Genomic DNA, 19758 nt, shown 5'->3' on the forward strand with positions numbered 1-19758 from the left:
GATGAAAAAATTTTTCCCTTTAAAACGGGCGGACGCTTTGCGTCCGCCCGTTTTCTCTCTCCGTATTTCCGCCTTATACGTTGAACCGGAAGTAAATCATATCGCCGTCCTGAACCACGTACTCCTTGCCCTCGCTGCGGAGCAGGCCCTTTTCCCTGGCGGCGGCCACGCTGCCGCAGGCCTCCATGTCGCTGTAGGCGATAACCTCCGCCCGGATGAAACCCCGCTCGATGTCGGAGTGGATCTTCCCCGCGGCCTGGGGGGCCTTGGTGCCCTTTTTGACGGTCCAGGCCCGGCACTCGTCCTTCCCGTAAGTCAGGAAGGAGATGAGGCCCAGCAGTGTGTAGGAGCATTTGATCAGCCGGTCCAGGCCGGACTCCTCCACGCCGATCTCCGCCAGGAACATCTGCTTCTCCTCGCCCTCCAGCTCCGCCACGTCCTGCTCCAGCTTGGCGCAGATGGGCAGGACCTGGCTGCCCTCGGCAGCGGCAATCTCACAAACCTGCTGATAATACTGGTTCTGCTCCAGGCGGGAAAAGCCGTCCTCATCGGTGTTGGCGGCGTAGATCACGGGCTTGAGGGTCAGCAGCTCGCTGGTCCGCAGCAGCGCGGCGGCGTCCGCGTCACAGTCGAAGGTCCGGGCAAGCTTCCCCTCGTCCAGGTGCTTTTGGAGGGCGGTGAACAGCTCCACCTCGTGGGCGAATTTCTTGTCCCCCTTCAGGGCCTTTGTTGCCTTCTCCACCCGGCGCTGGACCATCTCCAGGTCCGCCATGACCAGCTCCATGTTGATGATGTCGATGTCCCGCCTGGGGTCCGTGGAGCCCTCCACATGAATGACGTTTTCATCGTCAAAGCAGCGGACCACATGGACCACCGCGTCCGTCTCCCGGATATTGGCCAGGAACTTGTTCCCCAGGCCCTCGCCCTTGCTGGCGCCCTTCACCAATCCCGCGATGTCCACAAATTCAATGACCGCCGGGGTCTTCTTGTCCGGTTCGTACATCTCCGCCAGCTTGTCCAGCCGCTCGTCGGGGACGGCCACCATGCCCACGTTGGGGTCGATGGTGCAGAAGGGATAATTGGCGCTTTCCGCGCCGGCGTTGGTGATGGCGTTGAACAGAGTGGACTTTCCAACGTTGGGAAGCCCCACGATTCCTAATTTCATTTTTCTCCCTACCTCCTGATTTTTCAAGGGTTTCCGGCGTTTGAATGATGTCTGCCACACCATTTATACACCATTTTCGCATTTAGATACGCTTAGATATATAGAGTTATGGCCATTCGGCCACTCTTTGTCGCTAAGTTCGCAGCGGCAGCTCTTTGGGGTCTGATTTGCATTACACCCCACCACACCATCCGATTCAGGCACTTTGGTAAGATTCAAATTGCCTCACTGCATTTGCCATAGAATCGTCAGTCACATGGACATAGCGGTCCATCGTCGTTTTAATGCTGGCATGGCCGAGCAGTTTCTGCAAAACCTTCGACTGCATACCGCTCTCAATCGCCCGAGTTGCATAGGTATGGCGAAGCGCGTGCATACAAAATCGCTTGATTCCCGCCTCATCACAAAGCTTATACAGGTGGGCATCGTAGGAGCTGTTCTTGTTCGGCATCCCCGTTCGGAAATTGATGAAGCCCAGATCCCGCATAATAAGCTGAGATTTGACACCCGTTCGCCGGTCGATATACTCCAGGGTTTGCGAGAGCATTGGAGATTCTTTTCGGTAGGCCCGACTTAACTCTACGCTCTGGAGTATCTCATATGCTCGGTTAGTCAAAGGGATCGTTCGATAACTTTGCTGGGTTTTGGGTGGATCAGCCCTCCAAAAGGCTTGCTTATGCCGATACTCTAAAGTCTTATTGACAGTCAAGGTTCGTTTTTCCCAATCAATCGCATCCCATGTCAACCCGATTACTTCACCAGTGCGCAAACCCGTTTCTAAGGAAACGCTGATTTAATCCCCCGAAATGATAAAAGATGCCGGGAGCGGCTTTGTCCACACAGTGGAGGCCACCGCCGCCAATGTTCACGATGTCACTGCAGCGGCAAGGCTTCTGCGGGAAGATGATAAGGCGGTCTGCGGGGACAGTGCCTGCCTTGGGATAGAGAAACGGGAAGAAATCAAAAGCAATCCGCAGCTTTTTGCCATTGAATACCGCTTCAACCGCAGGCCGGGTCGGTTCCCCAGGGTTTCAGACAATGCCATTGACTGGGAGCGGTATATTGAAAACCGAAAATCTGCCGTACGCTGCAAGGTGGAGCATCCCTCGTCTGTTTGCCTGGCTTTTACCTGCTTTAATCAGTGCTTCCTTAATATCAGTGCGTACTGCGCATAGTTATGTGACCTTTGTGCGGTTTCCAAGAATTTCCCCTGCTCTTCCACAGTAAGATACTTGATATCATCCACTGTTCGAACAGGCTTAAAGTAACGAACCCCATTCATAGGATGTTTAATAATCAGGTCATTCATCAATGCTGATTTGAACATGGTCCCCATCGTAATATATGCTTGACGAATTGTCGATCCAGCATAATCTGCTTCCATCCTGTTGAGGACGACCTTGCAGTGCATGGGTTTGACGTTTGACAGCAACATACCACCAATCACAGGCTGAATATTGTGAACATACCGCTCCCGGTAGTTTCTACGAGTATTCGGTACCAAGTCTGCGATCATGTTCTCTTGCCGAAACTCAAACCATGTGTCCACAGTCATATCCGATGATAGAACAAGAATGTTGTCACGCGTATCTGCAAATCGAGCTTCCTCCAACCAGTTCCGTGCCTCTGGAAGCGTAGGAACATACTTCTCGTGGCGCTTACCATACTTGTCTATGAATCTTGCGTAATAAAAACCATCCTTCCTTTGGCAGATGCCCTTACCGCATTCTTTCCCTTTTAAGTTCTTTCCCATGAGGTGCGCTCCTTTCCTACTACGAGAAAAAGAGCCAATGCAATGGCTTTATTTTATCATAAAAGTCCATATATCTCAATAGGAACTGTCTCTAGATTACAATTTTTTTGCTAATGGTGGATTCTATAATTTATTAACAGCCGGACAGTATCCACTGTCCGGCTCAGTCTGTCGAAAAAGTCTGCCACAAGGCAGACTTTTTCATATAAAGATGATAAAATAGGGAATAATGGGAGAGAGATATGTTGGAGCGAGGGAAAAACGAGCGCGGGGTCATAGAAATGGTGGATACGGAAAGTCTTGTGCCGACGGAGCATCTGTTTCGGCAGGTATGGATGCGGCGGTGCGTTTTGAACGGCTGTATTATGGTATCGCGGAGCCGCTGTACATCGAGGATAAAGGGCGGTGGAGCATCGGCCCGGTGGTACTATTCAAGCTGGTGCTGCTCCAACACCTGGATGGGAAAGACTTTTGACAGAAGATACGTTGTCCGTTTACGGGCGGCAAGGCGCAAGATGCAGGCAAAAGATATTCGATGCGTCTCTTGAGACGCCCGCCAATATCAGGCCCTTCTAGAGCTTGCTCAAGCCTCCGGCTTAGCCGGAGGTTTTGCCTTCACAAATAGCCTGTCCGAAAGCGCCGCCACACTGGCAAAGTCCTCCAAACGCAGGACAGCCTCGATGATCTCTTCCGCCTTTTCCGGCGAAAGAACGCCCGCCGTCTGCGTCCGGAACTGCCGGGCCGCATCTTCCAAGGGTGCGGCGGTCCCCGCTGTCAGGGATGCGGACGCCTCCCGACGCTCGCCGTTTCGCAGCTTGACGCTCACCGTGACTGCGGGGAGGGTCCCCTCCCGGAAGGCCGCATAGGCGTTGCACTCCGTCATGGTCTCAAGCGCTTTGACCTTCTTCGCCAGGGCGGTGGTCAGGGGATCCCTCCGCCCATCCTCGGAGTACCACCCCGCACCCGGGGCCAGGCCCCGCAACGCGGAGGCAACCACGAAGGGAATAGACGTCTGCGCCTGCAGCATGGAGCCGTATCCGTTCTCCGGCGCGTGCGTAAAGCCCTCCGTCACAGGAGAAACCGTGATTTCGTCAATCTCCTCCAGGCAGACGGCGTGCTCTTGGACAATCCGGGCCGCCGCCTCTGCGGGAGCCTGCGCCCACAGTACCGCAGGCCAACGCCGCAGCACCGTTTCCGTCAGGAAATAGCGGCTGCCCAGTTCCCTGGTGAACCAGGTGGGAGCGGACTCGTCTCCGCTGACGATCACGTCTCCGTCTCCGTTGGCGGCGTCGTTTCCGCAGATTATCCCCCGATAGCAACGGGACTCGTCCAGCGCATCCCGGCAGTTGCGGATGCCTTTGTCCACGGCCTTTGCCACCATAAAGCCGTCCCGGGCCCGGTAGCCGTACTCATAGTGGCCGAAGTCGGACATGGTGGTCAGATGATAACGGGTCGGCAGGGTGCTGCTCTCACACCCCATGCCGATGGCCTGGTCGACCCTGCGGGCGTCAAAGCCGTACAAGACGGCGATGGGAAGGATCGCAGCGAAAATCTGCCAGCTGGTCACGCCCCAGCCCTTCTCCCAGCGCTTTGCGTCAGGCTGCACCACCACGGCAATGCGCTGGTATTACTTCCGAACTGAAAGGTCGGAAGTAATATGTGCCATGTTTTGCGGTTGCCGCTGTTTACAGCAGCGAGCAAAGCGGCTTGAATCAAATTCATTATTTCCGAGCTTTGAGCTCGGAAATAATATTTTAACTGCATTTCCTCGCCCCCCTGCTCTGATTATACCATATTTCGAGCGCTTTGGGGGCACTTTGTCAACAGCTCCATTCTGTGACAAGTTTTTCAGCTTGCTGAAAAACGTTTGATCCAAATGGTGCAGGGAACCCTTCCTGGGTTCCCCGCACACACCCTTCCTTCCCGTTGAATCGGTCTTGCGTTCTATCTCTATAGGCTCACCCCGCCAGGCACGCCGTCCGCAGGAGGCGCAGGAACATCTGGCCGTAGGTCACCCGGGGCACCTCCTCCCCCGCCAGCAGGGGGATTTCCGCCACGGTCTCCTCCCCGGAGCTCACCGTCAAAGTCCCCAGCCGGTCCCCCAGGGCCACGGGGGCGGGGACGGACTCCTCCAGCGCCACGGACTGGGTGAGGTTTCCGGCCTTGGCCTTCTCCAGAAGCAGCGTGCCCCCCTCGCCGGGCACCGGCTGGACCGTGGCCTGGGCCCCCAGCTCCACCGGGACGGGGGGCAGGGCCTGGTCCGGGACAATCTTCCGCAGGGCGTAGCTGGCAAAGCCGTGGCTCAGCAGGGCCTGGGCGTCCTCGAACCGCTGGGCGGAGGTGGCCCCCTTCATGATGACGGCAATGAGCTCCATGCCCTCCCGCTCCGCCGTGGCGGAGAGGCAGTAGAGGGCGCTGTCGGTGGAGCCGGTTTTCAGCCCCGTGGCCCCCTCGTAGAACCGCACCAGGCGGTTGGTGTTCACCAGCTGGGACTCCCCGTTCCGCAGGGTGTCCATCCAGATGGTGGTGTACTGGCGGATGTCCGGGTGGTTCAAAATCAGCTCCCGGCTCATCAGGGCGATGTCGTAGGCGGAGGTGACGTGGCCCGCCGCCGGAAGGCCCGTGGCGTTTTGAAAGGTGGTGTCCCGCATCCCCAGCTCCGCCGCCCGCCGGTTCATCCGCTCCACAAAGGCGTCCTCGCTGCCCGCCACGGTTTCCGCCAGGGCCACGGCGCAGTCGTTGGCGGAAACCACGCAGACCGCCTTCAGCATGTCGCTGACGCTGAGCTGCTCGTTCTCCTTCAGCCAGATCTGGGACCCGCCCATGGAGCAGGCGTGGGCGGAGGCCGTCACCATGTCGTCGTACTTCAGCTGTCCGCTGTCCACGGCCTCCATGGTCAAAAGCAGCGTCATCACCTTGGTGACGCTGGCGGGCTCCAGCTGCTTGTGCTCGTCCTTGGCGAAGAGGACGGTCCCCGTCTCCTTCTCCATCAAAATGGCCGACGGCGCGGACACCTCCACCGCCCGGGCGCCGGTGGTCAGCAGCAGCGCGGCGCACAGCAGCGCGATTCCTCTTTTCATGATGCTCCCCCTTTTGCTTGTACTCGTCGGTTAAGCCTATGAGGCAAAGAGGGCATTCATGCGTTGTCCTGGGACAAAACCCTTTGACCGGGGCGGAAAAATATGCTATGCTGATTCTGCTAATTTAAATTGGAAAGAGGGTATTCCCATGTCTGTTCCCATTCCCTTCGGCACGATGCCGGACGGTACGCCCGTAGAGCTGTATACACTGGCCGCCGGGGCGCTCTCCTGCCAAATCATCACCTTCGGCGGCTCTCTCCAGTCCCTCCGTGTCCCGGATCGATCGGGCAGGCCGGTGGACGTCCTCCTGGGCTTCGACGCGCTGGAGCCCTACCGGACCCACGGCAAGTCCCTGGGGGCCCTGGTGGGCCGGTATGCCAACCGCATCGGCGGGGCGAAATTTTCGCTGAACGGCCAAACCTATCAGCTGGCCGCCAATGACCATGAGGTCAACCACCTTCACGGCGGCCAGGTGGGCTTCAACCAACGGGTTTGGACTGTGGAAGAAGCGGAGGACAACCGCCTTGTCCTCTCCCTGCTCAGCCCCGACGGGGAAGAGGGCTACCCCGGAACTCTCAAGGCCCAAGCGGCCTACACCCTGACGGAAGAGGGCTTGACCATCGACTACCGGGCGGAGTCCGACCGGGATACTGTCTGCAACCTGACGAACCACGCCTATTTCAACCTCTCCGGCCACGACAGCGGCCCGGTGCTGGACCAGTCTATCCAGATCCTGGCGGACCGCTACACCCCCACGGACTCCTTGTCCATTCCCACCGGGGAGATCGCCTCTGTGGAGGGCACCCCCATGGACCTGCGTCAGCCCACCCCCATCGGGGCCCGCATTGATGAGGCGTTCCCCCAGCTGCTCCAGGCCGGGGGCTATGACCACAACTGGATTCCGGTTGGCGAATCGGGCGCTCTCCGGCCCATTGCCCGGGCCTCTTCCCCCGCCACCGGCGTCTCCATGGAGGTTCTCTCCACCCTCCCCGGCGTGCAGTTCTACACGGGGAACTATCTGGACGGCTGTCCCGCCGGGAAGGGCGGCGCACCCTACGGGGGCCGCTGGGGCTTCTGCCTGGAAACCCAGTTCTATCCCGACTCCCCCAACCATGACAACTTCCCCTCCTGCGTCCTCCGGGCGGGAGAGGCCTTCCACCACACCACGGTGTTCCGCTTCCCCCAAAAATAAACGAGCAGGACCGGCCCTTTCGGGCCGGCCCTGTTTTCACTTCTCCAAAAACTCGTCCAGGTTTTCCAGCGTCACCTGCCGGTAGGGAAGCCACACATAATGCCCCTCCGCCAGGTCCACCGCCTGGCCCGGGTCCTCCCCGTTCCAGAGGGCCAGCGTCAGATCCAGCATAGCCTGGGCCTGGCCCCGGCCGTCGTTGTGGACGGTGCCGTAGAGCTGCCCCGCCGCCACCGCCTCCAGGGCCGGAGCCGTGGCGTCCACTCCCACGATGAGGGGCCAGCGCTCCCGGGGCGTTGACGCCAGGGCGTCGATGGCCCCCAGGGCCATGTCGTCGTTGTTGGAGAAGATCACCTCGATGCCGTCCCCAAACTCCTCCAGCCACTGGGCCGTCCGGGCGGCGGCCTGGGCCCGGTTCCAGTTGGCGGTCTCGTTGGCCAGCTTTTCCACCTCCACGCCCCCGTCCACGACGGCCTTGATGGAGTACTCCGTCCGCAGCAGGGAGTCCTGGTGCCCCGGCTCCCCCTCCAGCATCACGTACTGAAGAATGCCGTCGCCGCTGCGGTCCAGGGACTCCCGGTCCGCCCGCCAGGCGTCCAGCACCAGCCTGCCCTGGAGCTCGCCGCTCTCCCGGGCGTCGGCCCCCACGTAGTAAATCTGATCCCAGCGCTGGATGTCCTCCGCCACCGGCTGGCGGTTGAAGAACACCAGGGGCACCCCCTCGGCCTCCGCCTTGTCGGCGATAACCGCCGCCGCCGTCCGGTCCACCAGATTGACGCACAGCACGTCGCAGCCCCGGGCCAGGAAGCGGTCCACCTGATCCATCTGGGTGTTCTGGCTGCTCTTGCCGTCGGCGATGAAGAGGGTGATCTTCTCTCCCGTCCCGCTCTCCGCCTCCCGGACCAGGCCCTCTAAGTCCTGGGCCATGGCGGAGATGAAGGTGTCGTCCTGGGTGTAGAGGGCCGCGCCGATGCGGAGGCTGTCGTCCTTCCCCCCGCCGCAGCCGGAGAGGGCCAGCAGCGCCAAGGCCAGCAGGGCGGCGGGGCCCCGCCTACCGGCTGGAGGACGACATGATGGGAAACAGCAGCTTCTGGTTTTCCGGCGCATAGATATCCTCCTCTCGCAAAATGAAGAAGGGCAGGGGGCCCAAGGCCCCCCCCGTTCCCCGGACGGCGTTCACCGCCCGCCGCACCGCCAGGTACCCGGCGGCGTAGTCGCTCCAGGCGGCGATGGCGGCAAGGTTCCCCCGCTCCAGCTGGGCGGTGATCGCGGCGGCGCTCCCCACGCCGTAGAGGGCGAAGTCCCGGCCCCCTGCCTCCCGCCCCTCGGCGGTCCGCTGGGTCACCGAGGGCTCGAACGCCATGACCCACCGGGGGGGCTCCTCCGGCAGCGCCTCCGCCCGCCGGGCGGGGATTCCCTCCGCCGACAGCGTTTCCTCCGCCGCCTCCAGCCGGGCCGACACGCCGGCGCAGCGCCCGGCGGTGTCCAGCAGCAGCACCTCCCCGCCGTCCCAGTCCTCCAGCAGGGCCTCCGCCAGCTCCTGCCCCAGCAGGGCATTGTCCGGGGACACCACGCCCGCCGCCCCCTCCATGGGGGACTCCAGGGTCACCACGGGACACACCACCAGCCAGGGGTCCAGCGCGGCGGACAGCGCCGCCGGGTCCGCCGGAACCACCACCAGCGCCGCCGCCCCGTCCTCAATCTCCCGCAGAAGCAGCTCCTCCTGCTCGGCGCCGTCATTGGCGGCGGCGAGGGTGAGAAAGCGGAGCTCCGCGCCCAGCTCATCCGCCGCCTGCTCCATGCCCTGCCGGGCCACGGTCCACCCGGAGCTGTCGGTGTCCCGGAGCAGCACGGTGAGAGACAGCAGCTGGGGCTCCCGCTCTCCCCGGAGGAGCTGGGGCAGGGCCAGGGACAGCGCCGCCGCCAGCCCCAGGGCCGCCAGGATGGCGATTTGAATGAGTCTGCTTTTTTCCGTTTTCATAGCTCCTCCCCCTGCCGGCGGCGTTCCGCCTCCTCCCGGTCCAGGGCCGGAAGGCGGATGCGGACCAGCGTGCCCTCGTCCGGCTCGCTGAAAATGGCCAGGCCGTATCCCTCCCCGAAGGTGAGGCCCACCCGCTGGTGGACGTTCCGCACGCCGATGCCGGAGCCCTTGGTCCGCACCTCGGGCCGGTCCTCGTCCAGGAGGGAGGCCGCCAGCTCCGGGCGCATTCCCAGGCCGTTGTCCTCCACGTCGATGAGCAGGTCCTCCCCCTCCCGGTAGGCCGTCACCCGGATGAGCCCGTCGTCCTCCGCGCTGGCCATGCCGTGGTAGATGGCGTTTTCCAGCAGGGGCTGGATGATGAGCTTTAGGGTGTAGAGCCCCTCGGTGCCGGGCCGGGCCTCAATCTCCGTGGTGAATTTGTTCTTATAGCGAATCTGCTGGATGTTCATGTAGTGCCGGGCGTGCTCCAGCTCGTCCGCCAGGGGGATGATGCTCTTCCCCTTGCTCAGGGAGATGCGGAAGAGCCTCGCCAGGGAGGTTACCATCTGAATGGCCTCGGTCTGCTGGCCGGATTCCGTCATCCAGATAACGGAATCCAGTGTGTTGTAGAGGAAATGAGGGTTGATTTGGGACTGGAGCACCTCCAGCTCACTGCGGCGCTTCTCCCCCTCCTGGCGGACGATGTCATCCATCAGGTGCCGCATCGTGGAGACCATGGAGGCCACGGCGTGATTCAGCCGCTGGACCTCGTAGCAGCCTCCCTCCTCAATTTTCACGCCGGCCAGCCCCTTGTCCAGCTCCCGGATGGACCGCTCCAGCCGCAGGATGGGGTCCGAAATCCGGGCGGAGATCAGGAAGTTCAAAAAGGCCATCAAAAAGATGGAAAACAGCAGCAGGGTCAGGCCGAACAGGGGCAGCTGGGGGGAGGCCGCGAACCAGCTTTCCGCCGGGGCCACGCCCACCAGCTTCCACCCGGTATACCCCATGGTTTTTACCGTGACCTGCCGGGACCGGCCCTGGAACTTCTCCTGGTGGCTGCCATCCCGGTATGCCGCCGCCGCCCGGTTGTTCTCCTCCAGCAGCCCGGCGTAGATCAGCTGCTGCCGGGGATGGTAAATCAGTTCCCCGTCGCCGTCGATGAGGTAGAGATACCCTCCGCTGCCCAGGGTTACGTCCCGGCAGACCTGCTCGATGCCGCTGAAGCTCATGTCCACCAGCAGCACGCCCCCCTCGGTGGCCCCGTCCCGGGTCAGCTGGACGTGGCGGCTCAGGGAGACCACCCAGCGGTAGGGGTAGTCCGGGTCGTCGAAGATATTTTGGACATGAGGGGTGGAAAAGTGGAGATTCTCCATGCTCTGGCTGGCCGCCTGGAACCAGTCGCTGTCCGCCGTCTCCGCGTCCCGCTTCAGCGCCGTCAGGGGCACGGCGGACACCAGGGCGCCCTCCCCGTCAAAGACCGCCAGGGACACCAGATCGTCCCGGTTTTCCTCATACAGAAGACTCAAATCCCCGGTGAGATCGTCCTCCGCCAGGTCCATGTTCTTGATGCTCCGGTAATACACCGTGTCGGAAATGCGCATCATCCGCCGGAGGTAGCTGTCCAGGTTCAAATTGGCCTGGGCCAGCACCCGGCGGCTGTTTTCCGCCACCAGCTGCTCGTTGACGGCGGAAAAGCGCCAGATGAGGCTGACGCTCATCAGCAGCATCCCCGCCGCCGCCACGGCGGTGAAGGACAGGGAGAGGACCATCTGGATGCTCATTTTGCGGTAGCGCTCCGCCCACTGGGCGGCGAGGCGGCGGAATACGTTCACGGCTCTCTCCCTCCTCACGGTGAGGTTTGCTTTTCCCTGGGAAAAGCAATGCCGGGCCATGGCCCGGCATTCAAAACACCTGGGCTCCGGCTCTTTTATTATCGGTTATGCGCTCCGGCCGTCCGGGACGGCCCAGGGCCGGCGGCGCCAAAAGCGGGGCCAGCCATTTTTTAAGGCCATGGCGTTTCTCCCCTACTCCCTCTGCCCCGCCCGGAACTTGGACGGGGACAGGCCGAAGTGCCGCTTGAAGACATAGCTGAAATAGTTGGGGTCCGAGAAGCCCGTGGCCTCGGCGATGCGGTAGGTCTTCTCGTCCGTCTCCCGGAGGAGCCTCGCCGCCTCCTCCATGCGTACCTTGGTGACGTAGGCGGTGAAGGACATGCCTACCTCCCGTTTAAACAGGGTGGAAAAATACGTGGGGGAGAGGTGGATGTGGGAACACAGCGCCTCCACGCTGAGCTGCTCGTTGGTGTAGTGCCCGGCGATGTAGTCCTTGGCCCGCTCCACCATCTGCCAGGCGGAATCGCTGCGCCTCCGGCCCAGCAGGTCGCGGAGCCGCCCGCAGCGCTCCCCCAGCCAGCTCCCCAGCTCCTCCAGGCTGGAAAAGCCGGAGACGGACACCGCGCCGGTGAAGCCCTCGCCGAAGACCTCCTCCACCGGAAGCCCGCCGGACCGGGTAATCCGCACCAGGCAGGTCACCACCTCCAGCAAAAAGAGGTCGCACTTGCTGAGGGACAGCCCCGCCTGGCGCAGCCGCTCCATCAGTTCCCGGACCACCGCCTCCGTCTGCTCCGGGGTGCCCAGCTTCACGGCGGCAGACAGGGCCCGCTGGTCCTCCTCCTCAAAGGAGGGGGCCGCGGCGGACAGGGGCTCCTGGTCGCCGATGTAGATGACCCGGCCTCCCCCCGCCAGCACCCGGTAGTCCAGGGCGGACCGGGCCCCGGCGGCGCTGTGGTTCAGCTCCTCCGGCCCCCGGCAGGGCAGGCCCACCCCGGTGGTGAGCCGGAATCCCAGGTAGCTCTGGGACAAACGGGAAAGCCGCTCCAGCTCCTCCAGCAGGGGATAGAGCCGGTCCTCCCGGTCCAGGTGGACCAGCAGGGCCGCCATGTCCCCGTAGAGCACCACCCGGGCGGCGCAGCCCGCCAGGGCGAAGTGCTTTTCCAGGAAGGACTGGACGGACAGCAGCAGCAGCTCATCCCGCTCCCCCTCGTCCCCGTCCACATGGACCAGGGCGGCGGTCCACAGGCCCTGGGGCAGATCAATCTCATACCGGGCCGCCCGGTCCTGGACCTGCTCCGGGCGGATCTGGCCGCTGAGAAGCCGGGTATAGAACAGCTCCCGCAGTACCGGCAGGCTCTCTTCATACCTCCGGCGCAGGGTCTCCATGTCCCGCCGCTCCAGCCGCTGGCGGTCCAGCTGGTCCCGGAGGGCTTCCAGCACCCGGGTCAGCTCCGGGGCGTTGATGGGCTTTAGGATATACTCGGACACCCCCATGCTTACCGCCTGGCGGGCATACTCAAAGTCGTCGAAGCCGGAGAAGACCACCAGCCGGGCCCCCGGCAGGGAGACCCGCAGACGGCGGCACAGCTCCAGGCCGTCCAAAAAGGGCATCTTGATGTCGGTGAGCACCACGTCGGGCCGGAGCTGCTCCGCCAGCTCCAGGGCCTCCTCGCCGTTGCCCGCCTCCCCCACCAGGGCAAAGCCCAGGGCGGCCCAGTCGATCTTCCGGCTGATGCCGGTGCGGATCTCCTCCTCGTCGTCCGCCAGCAGAACCCGGTATTCCTCCATGGAAGCGCCCTCCTTTTTCTCATTTCCTTTAGTATACAACAAAAGGCTCTATTTGAAAAGAAGCTCCGGCGCATTTCGCGCCGGAGCTTTGGAAGTTCTTTCCAAGAACGGGTGCTCTTTACTTCTTCGCCAGATACTTCCGCAGGTCCAGGGCGACGGCCACGATGATGACAAGGCCCTGGGCAATGAAGGTGTAAGCCGGGTCCACCCGGAGGAACTGGAGGCAGATTTTCAAAATCTCGAACACCAGCACGCCGATGAGGATGCCGCCCACTTTGCCCACGCCGCCGTTGGTGGACACGCCGCCGATGGTGCAGGCCGCGATGGCTTCCAGCTCATAGCCAAAGCCCGTAGCCGTGGAGGCGCCGCCGGCCTTGGCGCCCACCATAAAGCCGGCAACGGCGTACAGGACGGAGGCCAGCACGTAAATGCGGATCAAAGTCGCCGGGACATTGACGCCCGCCACCTGGGCGGCGTTTTCATTGCCGCCGATGGCGTACATGTATTTACCGTGCCGGGTCTTGTTGTACAGGAACAGCATGTACGCCCCCACCACGATGGCGAAAATGGCCAGGTAGGGGATGGGGCCCAGGGAACCCAGGGCCACCTGGGAGTAAGAGCTCTTGAAGCCGCCCAGGGGGTCGTTGCCCGTCACCACGGAGCAGAGGCCGTAGACAATGGTCTGCATGCCCAGGGTGGCGATGAAGGGGGGGACCTTCAAAAAGGCAATGACGCAGCCGTTGATGGCCCCGAAGACCGCCATGATAGGAATGACGATTAAAAGCGCCGCGAACCAGGGCAGGTCCGGCATCCAGGGCAGGGCCCGGGCGGCGTAGTCCACGCTCTGGAGCATCATGGCGGCAAGGCAGGCGGCGAGGCCCACCTGACGGCCCGCCGACAGGTCCGTGCCCTTGGTGATCAGGCAGCCGGAAACGCCGCAGGCGATGATGAACCGGGGAGACACGTTGACCACCAGGTTCTTAAAGTTGTTGGACGTCCAGAAGTTGTCGGCCACGAATCCCACAAACAGAGCCAGGATAAAGATCAGGATGATAATGGCGTTGTTGGACAGGAAATTCTTGACCGCTTTCGCGTTGAGCTGTTTATTCTCCATGGTTTCTCTCCTCCTTATTCAAACTGGGTGGCCAGGGCCATGATGTTTTCCTGGTTGGCGTCTTTCCCGTCGATGAAGCCGGTGACCCGGCCGTCGCACATGACCATAATCCGGTCGGACATGCCGATGAGCTCACTCATTTCGGAGGAGATCATGATGACGCTCTTGCCCTGCTTCGCCAGCTCGGCGATGATGCAGTAGATTTCATATTTCGCGCCCACGTCGATGCCCCGGGTGGGCTCGTCCAGGATGAACACGTCCGGGTCGTTGGCCAGCCACCGGCTGATGAGCACCTTTTGCTGGTTGCCGCCGGAGAGGGACTGGATCAGCGTCTTGGACGAGGGGGTCTTGATGGAGAGCTTGGCCACGTTGTCCTGGACCAGCTGCTCGATCTTCCCGTCGTCCAGCATGAAGCCGCCGATGAGGTACTGGTTCAAGGAGGCGATGGACACGTTGTCCGCGATGGAGAGGACGCCCAGGATGCCCGTGGCCCGGCGGTCCTCCGTCAGCATGGCGATGCCGCTGTCAATGGCCTGTTTGGGCTGGTTGATTTTCAGCTCTTTTCCCTTGTAGGTGATCTTGCCCGCGCTGTGGCAGCGGAGGCCGAAAAGGCCCTCCATCAGCTCCGTGCGCTGGGCCCCGACAAGACCGGCCACGCCCAGGATTTCGCCCCTGCGGACCTGGAAGGAGGCGTGGCGGAAGCTCTTGGGGTTGATGGAGGTGAAATCCTCCACCTCGAAGACCACCTCGCCGGGGACGTTGCTCCGGGGCGGGTAGAGGTTGGAAAGCTCCCGGCCCACCATCTTGGTGATGATGAAGTCAGTGGTCAGGCCCTTGGCATCCCAGGTGCCGATGTACTGTCCGTCCCGCATGATGGTGACCTCGTCGCTGATGCGGAGGATCTCGTCCATTTTGTGGGAGATGTAGACAATGGCCACGCCTTTTTGCCGGAGCTCATGAACAATGGTGAAGAGGGCCTCCACCTCCGCCGCCGTCAGGGAGGACGTGGGTTCGTCCAGAATCAGGACCTTGCAGTCGGCGGACACGGCCTTGGCGATTTCCACCAGCTGCATCTGGGAGACGCTGAGGCTGCCCAGCTTGGCCTTGGGGTCATAGTTCAGGTGGACTTCCTTCAAAACCGCCGCCGCGTCCTGATACATTTTTTCGTGGTCGATGGTGACGATGGGCCCGATGCGCTTGGTGGGGTAGCGGCCCACGTAGATGTTCTCGCCGATGCTCCGCTCGGGAATGGGCTGGAGCTCCTGGTGCACCATGGCGATGCCCCGGTTCAGCGCGTCCAGAGGGCCCTTGATCTGGACTTTTTGTCCCTCGTAGACGACCTCGCCCTCGTCCATGTGGTAAATGCCGAACATGCACTTCATCAGCGTGGACTTGCCCGCGCCGTTTTCTCCCATCAGCGCGTGGACGGTGCCGGGGCGGAGCTTGAGCTGCGCGTGATCCAGGGCCTTGACGCCGGGGAAGGTCTTAACCACGTCACGCATTTCCAAACGATATTCTGACAATTTACGGTCCCCCCTTGTTCGTGTTGGCTTTTCCATAACCGGCAAAATGGCGGGAGCCGGGCTTCACCGGCTATGGAAAAGAGGGGCGCGTGCGCTTCGGCACGCGCCCCTGTCAGACGTTTTCGCGTTGTTTTGATGAACTTGGATTACTTCATGAAGTCGCCCACGTTGTCGGGAGTGACCTTCACATAGTCGACATAGACGCTCTGCTCGCCGGAGGCATAGGTAGCTCCGCCCAGCAGCTTCTCCATTTCGGCGACAGCGCCGGCGGCCTGGCCGTTGGCGTCGTTCAGGACGGTTCCGGTCATGTTGCCGTTGCTGACTTCGTTCAGGGCCGCGTCCAGGGCGTCCACGCCCACCAGATAGATGTCCTCGTTGACCTTGCGGCCGGCGGACTGGATGGCCTGGAGAGCGCCGATGGCCATATCGTCGTTGTTGCAGAAGACGACCTCGATTTTGTCGCCGAACTGGGCCAGGTCGTTGGCGCAGATGGTCTGGCCCTTCTCACGGTCCCAATCGCCGCGGGTCAGGTTCAGCTGCTCGACCTCGACGCCGGCGTCCTTCAGGGCCTTGACGGAGTACTCGGTGCGGAGCTGGGCATCAATGTTCTCGGGGTCGCCCTGGATCATGATGTAGGAGACTTTTCCGTCGCCGTTGATGTCGCCCTTGTTGGGGGTGTCCAGAATCAACTCGCCCTGGAAGGTACCGGACTGGGCGGCGTCGCAGCCGACGTAGACCAGCTTGTCATAGGCCGCCATCTGGTCGGCGGTGGGCTCCCGGTTGATCAGCACGGTGGGGATGCCCGCGGACTTTACGGTGGCAATGATGGTGTCCGCCGCGGAGGTCATGACGGGGTTGATGATCAGGGCGTCCACTCCCTGGGTGATGAAGGTGTTGATTTGCTCGTTCTGTTTGGCCTGGTCGTTGTTTCCGTCCACGACGGTGACCTGATAGCCCTTGCCCTCCAGAATCTCCTGGAGCGCGTTGCGGTAGGTGGTCATGAAAGCGTCGTCGAATTTGTAGATGCACACGCCGATGTTTCCGCCGGCGGCGGGCTCTTCGGGTTCGGCGGCGTCGCTGCCGGTATCAGCGGGGGCGCTGGTGTCGGCCGGGGGAGTGGTGTCGGCGGGCTTGTCGCCGCCGCCGCAGGCGGTCAGCAGAGCCAGCATCATAACTGCGGCAAGAAGCAAGGCAAACGTCTTTTTCATCATAGTTCCTCCAATCAGTTTTTCGTGCTCCGGGGCGCACCCCAAACCACGCCTATCATTTTAGACGGGCTCCCGCAAAAAGACGATAGAAAATTCTTGGAAGTTTTATGAAAAAACTAAGATAAAAAAGACCGGCCCGCCCTCCCCGAGGGAGCGGCAAGGCCGGTCTTCCTTTCTTTTTGCGCGCGGCGGGTCAGGCCATCTTCTCCACCAGGCGGTCCACCATCTTAGGGTCCAGGCCGTCCTCGGTGACCACCTTGGCCTGCTGGCCCACCAGGGCGTAAAGGCCCAGCAGGGACCGGGCGTCCAGCATCACGGTGTCGGTGCTCAGCCAAACCTCATAGGGGGTTTCGCAGGCCAGGCGGTGGATGCGGTTAATCTGCTCGTCGCTTTTTATATCAATATTTCTGGTCATGATAAATTCCTCCTTGTCAAAGCGCGGTGTCGAACGGAATGAAGTTCCATCCCTCCTCGGGATTAGGCACATTCTAGCAGGGCAGGGTAGGAATGTCAACGCCGGAATTTATCAGAATTGCACAACTATAGATTAAATAATTTGTGCAAAAAGTCAATATCCTTTTGGTGGACGCCCCTCTCCCCTTCACGTTCTTTCCCGTTAGAGGTCGTCCGCATCCTGAACGGGGACCTCATAGGGGTCCAGGGGCCGGCCGGTCCAGCTCCCCATGGGGTCGGTCTTTGCGGAAGTAAATTGGGACAGCTCCTTGGCTTTTTGCATCGGCTTGTCTTCCGGGCGGCGTTCCATGTCAGCTACCTCCTTATTGAACTATAATTTAATAAAACATGGAATTTGCTGAAAATCAGTATTCCCAGTTGGAAGCGGTTTTCTCCAGCAGTTCTCCAGCAGTTTTTGGAAGACCCGGCGCCAAGATCCAAGCGGTCCCAGCCGCCCCCGCGCAGGCTCTGCCGGGCCCTGCCGAAAAAATTTTTGCTTTTTTTGAAATTACTGCTTGACAAACCAGGCGTTCCTATGGTATCCTATGCATTGCCGACAAGTTGCCGGTGTGGTGGAATTGGTAGACACAGGAGACTTAAAATCTCCCGGTAGCGATACTGTACCGGTTCGAGTCCGGTCACCGGCACCACAAAAATAGAATATCGCGGAGTAGAGCAGTTGGTAGCTCGTCGGGCTCATAACCCGGAGGTCGCAGGTTCAAGTCCTGTCTCCGCAACCAGTTGATGTGTGGTCGATTTTTTGGAATCTTTTTTCGCATTCCAGAATCGGCCACACATCGTTTTGTTACGCCTAAAAAGCACAGCCGATTGCTTCGACTGCGCTTAGCCTCTGGAAATATTCGTTTTCAGCCTCTACAGGGGTTTTGCCTCCATTGTTGGAGTGTGGCCGTTTGTTGTTGTAGAAGGAAACATAATCCCGGAGTGAAGCGGTCAGGTCATTTATTCCGACATAATGGAAACGATAAATTTCCTCCGCTTTCAAGCTGGCAAAGAAGGACTCCATAGGAGCATTGTCAAAAGGAACCCCAGGCTTAGAAAAAGATTGCCGAACATTATGGCCCAGCAACAAGCTTCGGAACTCATGTGACCTATATTGACCGCCTCGGTCACTGTGGAAGATCAGATCCTTTGAAGGCCTTCGAGAATAGTAGGCATCCTGGAATGTATGGCTTATGAGAGAAGTGTCCTCCGATTCAGAAAGACGTGCCGCAACGACTCTTCTAGCGAACAGGTCCAGCACGACACAGAGGTAGTATTTGCCGGAATCTGTTTGAATGGCTGTGATATCGCTGAGCCAAGCCATATTCGGTCTTGGCTGGGAAAATCGCCTGGCGAGTATGTTTGTACAATCGCACGGCCAATCGATCGGATATTTGCTTTTCCTCTGTGGAGGGACCAACCAAGGAGAAATTTCTCGAAGCAGTTCCAGCACTTTTCGCTTGCTCACTGAAAACCCCTGTGAAATCAACTCCTGCCTAATTTTCTCTGCTCCTATGCGTTTAAGACGATCACCGCAGATTTCCCGAATCGCAGGCGTCAATTCGAGATTGTGCTTTTCATAGACTGTCATATCAGGTCTACGCAAGATGTGATAGTACAAGTTAGACTTCCTGATTTTCAGCAAGCGGCAAACAAGGTTGGGACCATATCGCTTCAGGAGAGGTTGCGCACAAGAAATCCTGATGGATTCTGGTACTTCCACAAAAACTGATCCGCTCCGAAAGAGCCTCAATTCAGCCTGTGCCTTTTCAAATTGTTTTGTAAGTTGTGCGCTTTTTCGGTTAACTTCCTTTAGACTCATCGAACTTGCTCTTGAATACTGAAGGTCAAAGTGTCTAAACCATTCACGTAAGGGTTTATCTGTAACCCCGGAAATCTCACATATTTCTGTCAGGGAGAATCCTGTTCGGTATTTCTCATATAACGACCACTTATACGCCTCACTGTAAAATCTGGACATCCTGCGTATTTTCCAAATCACTAGCATCGGGCATAGGATAATAAGGCTGCTCCGGACTTTCATTGTAAAGGCCCATTTGCTTCATCAATCGGATGATTCTCTTTTTGCTGGTGCGAATACCGTGATTCCGCAGTTGAAGCCGTATCCGTTCCGCACCAAAGCGCCGGCTGCTATTCTCAAAGGCCTGTGCAATTTCGGAACGAAGAAGCCTCTCCTTCTGCTGATAGGCTGTTTCTTTCTGGGCAGCAGCTATGTGATAATATAGGGATGACGGTCTTATTTCAAAAACTCGACAGAGTTGTTTGAGGGAATATGTATTTAAATGCTGCACCGCCATATCTAAGCGGCGTTTTAGCGGAATACTTTGCATTATATGGCTCTCATGAATTACAGCAATCATGCGTTTTTGTTCATCCAGCTGTTTTTCCAGGTCTGCAATGTGGGTCAAAACAGCTCCCATATCCTGAATTGGCAGATCCGCAAGTGTGTATCTCTTGAGGTCATCCTTCCAGTCAGCAATCCATCGATAGACAGTCGAGCGATGGACACCCACTTCATCTGCAATCTTTGGGGGAGTATATCCGCATAGATATTTTTGCAAAACTTCGTATTTCTGATCTTCTGAGTATGGTTTCATATTAAATACCTCCTGCCGCAAAAGGGCGGCAGGAGGTATTTTAGCACAAAACCTCGAATGACGAAACAGACGGCA

At 59.8% G+C, this 19758-nt stretch carries 19 protein-coding genes and 2 tRNA genes; 5 read left to right on the top strand and 16 right to left on the bottom strand.

The genetic code is table 11. The features are described 5' to 3' along the window. Positions 1-73: 73 nt before the first annotated feature. The gene (ychF, locus tag Q1M04_RS11380) at positions 74-1165 is read right to left on the bottom strand and encodes a redox-regulated ATPase YchF (protein ID WP_297999810.1); all 1092 of its coding nucleotides are present in this window, start codon (positions 1163-1165) and stop codon (positions 74-76) included. Positions 1166-1361: 196 nt separating this feature from the next. After that, the gene (locus Q1M04_RS11385) at positions 1362-1958 is read right to left on the bottom strand and encodes a site-specific integrase (RefSeq protein ID WP_300345823.1); all 597 of its coding nucleotides are present in this window, start codon (positions 1956-1958) and stop codon (positions 1362-1364) included. 13 nt (positions 1959-1971) lie between these two features. On the opposite strand from Q1M04_RS11385, the gene Q1M04_RS11390 reads away from it, so the two are divergent. Continuing rightward, positions 1972-2340 carry a transposase gene (locus Q1M04_RS11390; RefSeq protein ID WP_300345771.1) on the top strand — a complete coding sequence of 123 codons (369 nt, stop codon included), beginning with the start codon at positions 1972-1974 and terminating at the stop codon, positions 2338-2340. Here the strand turns inward: Q1M04_RS11390 and Q1M04_RS11395 are convergent. After that, complete coding sequence (locus tag Q1M04_RS11395) at positions 2304-2918, bottom strand: hypothetical protein (protein ID WP_300345769.1); 615 nt, start codon at positions 2916-2918, stop codon at positions 2304-2306. The two genes, Q1M04_RS11390 and Q1M04_RS11395, sit on opposite strands and share 37 nt — an antisense overlap. A gap of 343 nt (positions 2919-3261) precedes the next feature. Between Q1M04_RS11395 and Q1M04_RS11400 the strand changes: the two genes are divergently transcribed. Then, the gene (locus Q1M04_RS11400; protein ID WP_300345767.1) at positions 3262-3393 is read left to right on the top strand and encodes a hypothetical protein; all 132 of its coding nucleotides are present in this window, start codon (positions 3262-3264) and stop codon (positions 3391-3393) included. A gap of 108 nt (positions 3394-3501) precedes the next feature. On the opposite strand, the gene Q1M04_RS11405 is transcribed toward Q1M04_RS11400, so the two are convergent. Continuing rightward, complete coding sequence (locus Q1M04_RS11405; protein WP_300345765.1) at positions 3502-4530, bottom strand: MmgE/PrpD family protein; 1029 nt, start codon at positions 4528-4530, stop codon at positions 3502-3504. A 346-nt stretch (positions 4531-4876) separates the two neighbouring features. After that, on the bottom strand, positions 4877-5998 hold the full coding sequence (locus Q1M04_RS11410; RefSeq protein WP_295754764.1) for a D-alanyl-D-alanine carboxypeptidase family protein: 1122 nt from the start codon (positions 5996-5998) through the stop codon (positions 4877-4879). A gap of 148 nt (positions 5999-6146) precedes the next feature. Here Q1M04_RS11410 and Q1M04_RS11415 point away from each other — a divergent pair, with 148 nt between their 5' ends. Continuing rightward, positions 6147-7190 carry an aldose epimerase family protein gene (locus Q1M04_RS11415; RefSeq protein ID WP_300345763.1) on the top strand — a complete coding sequence of 348 codons (1044 nt, stop codon included), beginning with the start codon at positions 6147-6149 and terminating at the stop codon, positions 7188-7190. Between the two features lie 36 nt (positions 7191-7226). Here Q1M04_RS11415 and Q1M04_RS11420 read toward each other — a convergent pair whose 3' ends face one another. The 9 genes from Q1M04_RS11420 to Q1M04_RS11460 form a co-directional block, all read right to left on the bottom strand. Beyond that, positions 7227-8294, bottom strand: a complete 1068-nt coding sequence (locus Q1M04_RS11420; protein ID WP_300345761.1) for a galactose ABC transporter substrate-binding protein — start codon at positions 8292-8294, stop codon at positions 7227-7229. Further along, the gene (locus Q1M04_RS11425; RefSeq protein ID WP_300345759.1) at positions 8239-9168 is read right to left on the bottom strand and encodes a substrate-binding domain-containing protein; all 930 of its coding nucleotides are present in this window, start codon (positions 9166-9168) and stop codon (positions 8239-8241) included. Before Q1M04_RS11425 ends, Q1M04_RS11420 begins: the two co-directional genes overlap by 56 nt. After that, positions 9165-10979, bottom strand: a complete 1815-nt coding sequence (locus tag Q1M04_RS11430) for a sensor histidine kinase (protein ID WP_325303401.1) — start codon at positions 10977-10979, stop codon at positions 9165-9167. The genes Q1M04_RS11425 and Q1M04_RS11430 overlap by 4 nt, the downstream gene beginning before the upstream one ends. A 192-nt stretch (positions 10980-11171) precedes the next feature. Next, positions 11172-12767, bottom strand: coding sequence for a helix-turn-helix domain-containing protein (locus Q1M04_RS11435; RefSeq protein WP_300345757.1), 1596 nt, complete (start codon positions 12765-12767; stop codon positions 11172-11174). Between the two features lie 118 nt (positions 12768-12885). Then, complete coding sequence (locus tag Q1M04_RS11440; RefSeq protein WP_300345755.1) at positions 12886-13881, bottom strand: ABC transporter permease subunit; 996 nt, start codon at positions 13879-13881, stop codon at positions 12886-12888. A gap of 14 nt (positions 13882-13895) precedes the next feature. Then, a complete protein-coding gene (locus tag Q1M04_RS11445; RefSeq protein WP_295758882.1) occupies positions 13896-15404 on the bottom strand; it encodes a sugar ABC transporter ATP-binding protein in 1509 nt (502 codons plus the stop codon). Between the two features lie 146 nt (positions 15405-15550). Beyond that, the gene (locus Q1M04_RS11450; RefSeq protein WP_295758880.1) at positions 15551-16612 is read right to left on the bottom strand and encodes a galactose ABC transporter substrate-binding protein; all 1062 of its coding nucleotides are present in this window, start codon (positions 16610-16612) and stop codon (positions 15551-15553) included. 193 nt (positions 16613-16805) lie between these two features. Next, complete coding sequence (locus tag Q1M04_RS11455) at positions 16806-17027, bottom strand: hypothetical protein (RefSeq protein WP_204792118.1); 222 nt, start codon at positions 17025-17027, stop codon at positions 16806-16808. 201 nt (positions 17028-17228) lie between these two features. Then, positions 17229-17375, bottom strand: coding sequence for a hypothetical protein (locus Q1M04_RS11460; protein WP_204792119.1), 147 nt, complete (start codon positions 17373-17375; stop codon positions 17229-17231). 253 nt (positions 17376-17628) lie between these two features. Here Q1M04_RS11460 and Q1M04_RS11465 point away from each other — a divergent pair. After that, a tRNA-Leu gene (locus tag Q1M04_RS11465) sits at positions 17629-17715 on the top strand. Positions 17716-17729: 14 nt separating this feature from the next. Further along, positions 17730-17805, top strand: a tRNA-Met gene (locus Q1M04_RS11470). A gap of 71 nt (positions 17806-17876) precedes the next feature. Here the strand turns inward: Q1M04_RS11470 and Q1M04_RS11475 are convergent. Together Q1M04_RS11475 and Q1M04_RS11480 are read right to left on the bottom strand one after the other, a co-directional pair. After that, entirely contained in the window at positions 17877-19109 is a 1233-nt protein-coding gene (locus Q1M04_RS11475; protein WP_326186855.1) for an IS3 family transposase, read from the bottom strand. Continuing rightward, on the bottom strand, positions 19027-19683 hold the full coding sequence (locus Q1M04_RS11480; RefSeq protein WP_300345750.1) for a helix-turn-helix domain-containing protein: 657 nt from the start codon (positions 19681-19683) through the stop codon (positions 19027-19029). The genes Q1M04_RS11475 and Q1M04_RS11480 overlap by 83 nt, the downstream gene beginning before the upstream one ends. Positions 19684-19758: the final 75 nt, after the last annotated feature.

Origin of the sequence: uncultured Oscillibacter sp. (genome assembly GCF_950073225.1) — a bacterium.
In the GTDB taxonomy this organism is placed as follows: Bacteria; Bacillota; Clostridia; order Oscillospirales; family Oscillospiraceae; genus Oscillibacter.

What these genes read in the sequence shown, in the direction of transcription:
- ychF (WP_297999810.1), bottom strand. Translation starts at nt 1,165, where the DNA reads ATGAAATTAGGAATCGTGGGGCTTCCCAACGTTGGAAAGTCCACTCTG.
- Q1M04_RS11390 (WP_300345771.1), top strand. Translation starts at nt 1,972, where the DNA reads ATGATAAAAGATGCCGGGAGCGGCTTTGTCCACACAGTGGAGGCCACC.
- Q1M04_RS11395 (WP_300345769.1), bottom strand. Translation starts at nt 2,918, where the DNA reads ATGGGAAAGAACTTAAAAGGGAAAGAATGCGGTAAGGGCATCTGCCAA.
- Q1M04_RS11410 (WP_295754764.1), bottom strand. Translation starts at nt 5,998, where the DNA reads ATGAAAAGAGGAATCGCGCTGCTGTGCGCCGCGCTGCTGCTGACCACC.
- Q1M04_RS11415 (WP_300345763.1), top strand. Translation starts at nt 6,147, where the DNA reads ATGTCTGTTCCCATTCCCTTCGGCACGATGCCGGACGGTACGCCCGTA.
- Q1M04_RS11420 (WP_300345761.1), bottom strand. Translation starts at nt 8,294, where the DNA reads ATGCGCCGGAAAACCAGAAGCTGCTGTTTCCCATCATGTCGTCCTCCA.
- Q1M04_RS11425 (WP_300345759.1), bottom strand. Translation starts at nt 9,168, where the DNA reads ATGAAAACGGAAAAAAGCAGACTCATTCAAATCGCCATCCTGGCGGCC.
- Q1M04_RS11435 (WP_300345757.1), bottom strand. Translation starts at nt 12,767, where the DNA reads ATGGAGGAATACCGGGTTCTGCTGGCGGACGACGAGGAGGAGATCCGC.
- Q1M04_RS11440 (WP_300345755.1), bottom strand. Translation starts at nt 13,881, where the DNA reads ATGGAGAATAAACAGCTCAACGCGAAAGCGGTCAAGAATTTCCTGTCC.
- Q1M04_RS11450 (WP_295758880.1), bottom strand. Translation starts at nt 16,612, where the DNA reads ATGAAAAAGACGTTTGCCTTGCTTCTTGCCGCAGTTATGATGCTGGCT.
- Q1M04_RS11455 (WP_204792118.1), bottom strand. Translation starts at nt 17,027, where the DNA reads ATGACCAGAAATATTGATATAAAAAGCGACGAGCAGATTAACCGCATC.
- Q1M04_RS11460 (WP_204792119.1), bottom strand. Translation starts at nt 17,375, where the DNA reads ATGGAACGCCGCCCGGAAGACAAGCCGATGCAAAAAGCCAAGGAGCTG.
- Q1M04_RS11475 (WP_326186855.1), bottom strand. Translation starts at nt 19,109, where the DNA reads ATGAAAGTCCGGAGCAGCCTTATTATCCTATGCCCGATGCTAGTGATT.
- Q1M04_RS11480 (WP_300345750.1), bottom strand. Translation starts at nt 19,683, where the DNA reads ATGAAACCATACTCAGAAGATCAGAAATACGAAGTTTTGCAAAAATAT.